A 1,360-nucleotide genomic window follows, 5' to 3' on the forward strand; every position below is an offset into this window, starting at 1 on the left:
CCGCGGGCGCGGTGAGCGGCGCGGTCGCCGCCGGCGCCACCCTCCGCGGCCGGCGTCACCCCTGAGTACGGGTCGGCCCCGACCCCGGGCCGCGGCCATTCCCAACGCCGTCGACTTTCCCTACTCTGTGGTAGGTCCCGGCAGGGACCGACTGGGAGGGTCGTCAGAACGCCATGTGGGGTGACACCGACATCGAGCGGGGACTCGACGCGCTGYGGCGTGCCGTGCGCCTCGCCCTCGTCGTGCCCGCACCCGCGGGGCACGTGCTGCTCGCCGAGGCGGACACGTCCCTCGGCGGCACCCCGGGCGGTCGTCGTGACGGCGGCGGGCGYGACCCCTACGGCGACGCCGACCAGGCCACCTCCTCGGAGGAGGACGAGGCCGAGCGCAGCCGCCTGATCGCCCTGGTGGAGCTCGCCCGTGGTGGCGACACGGAGGCGTTCGGCCTGCTCTACGACCACTACCAGCCCTCGGTCTACCGCTTCCTCTACTACCGCACCCGCTCGGTGGCGCTGGCCGAGGACCTCACCTCGGAGACCTTCTTCCGGGCCCTGCGCAGCATGAACAACTTCCGGTGGCAGGGGCGTGACCTGGGCGCCTGGCTGATGACCATCGCCCGCAACCTCCTGACCGACCACTACAAGGCGGGTCGCACCCGTCTCGAGCTCACCACGGAGGACATGGGGCTCCACGACGACGCGACCGACGGTCCCGAGGACGCCGTGCTGGAGGGCATGACCAACGAGATCCTCCTCCAAGCCCTCACCGAGCTGCCGACCGAGCAGCGCGAGTGCATCATCATGCGCTTCCTGCAGGGCATGAGCATCGCGGAGACGGCGCTCGCCCTCGACCGCAGCGAGGGTGCCGTCAAGCAGCTGCAGCTGCGCGGCGTACGCAACCTCGCCAAGCTGCTGCCCGAGGGGATGCGGGACCGATGACGACCCCCCGGCGACGCCCGTCCGAGCCCGCCCGGTTCGCTGGGTCACACTGCGTAACCTCCCCGACCGGGGCGTCGTTCATCGGGGTGGAGGGGCACCGCACGGCCGCATCGGGCGGCACTGAGCACGAGACGCAAGGACGGACAGGATGACTGTGCCATTCTCGGCACGACGCCGTGCGGAGGAGTTCGACGCCCTGCTGGAGCGCCGTACCGCCGGGGCGTCCACGACCTCCCCACCCCTGACCGAGCACGACGCCACGCGCTTCGCCGACCTGCTGGCCGTGGTCGACGACCTGCGGGCCGTCCCCGAGATCACTGCGCGACCCGACTTCACCGCCGCGCTCCGAGAGCGCCTGATGGTCGAGGCCGACACCGTCCTGGCGGCCGGCCCGGCCCGCGCCCGCGGCGACGAGGCGCGCC

Annotated in this window: 2 protein-coding genes; both read left to right on the forward strand. The window is 72.8% G+C overall.

What is annotated here, in order from left to right:
- The first annotated feature begins 173 nt into the window (after positions 1-173).
- Positions 174-938, forward strand: coding sequence for a sigma-70 family RNA polymerase sigma factor (locus AC1DQF_RS21585; RefSeq protein ID WP_477527273.1), 765 nt, complete (start codon positions 174-176; stop codon positions 936-938).
- Between the two features lie 148 nt (positions 939-1,086).
- On the forward strand, positions 1,087-1,360 hold a 274-nt coding region (locus AC1DQF_RS21590), incomplete at its 3' end, for a hypothetical protein (protein WP_477527274.1).

It is taken from the genome of Nocardioides sp. P4_G4, assembly GCF_056401085.1.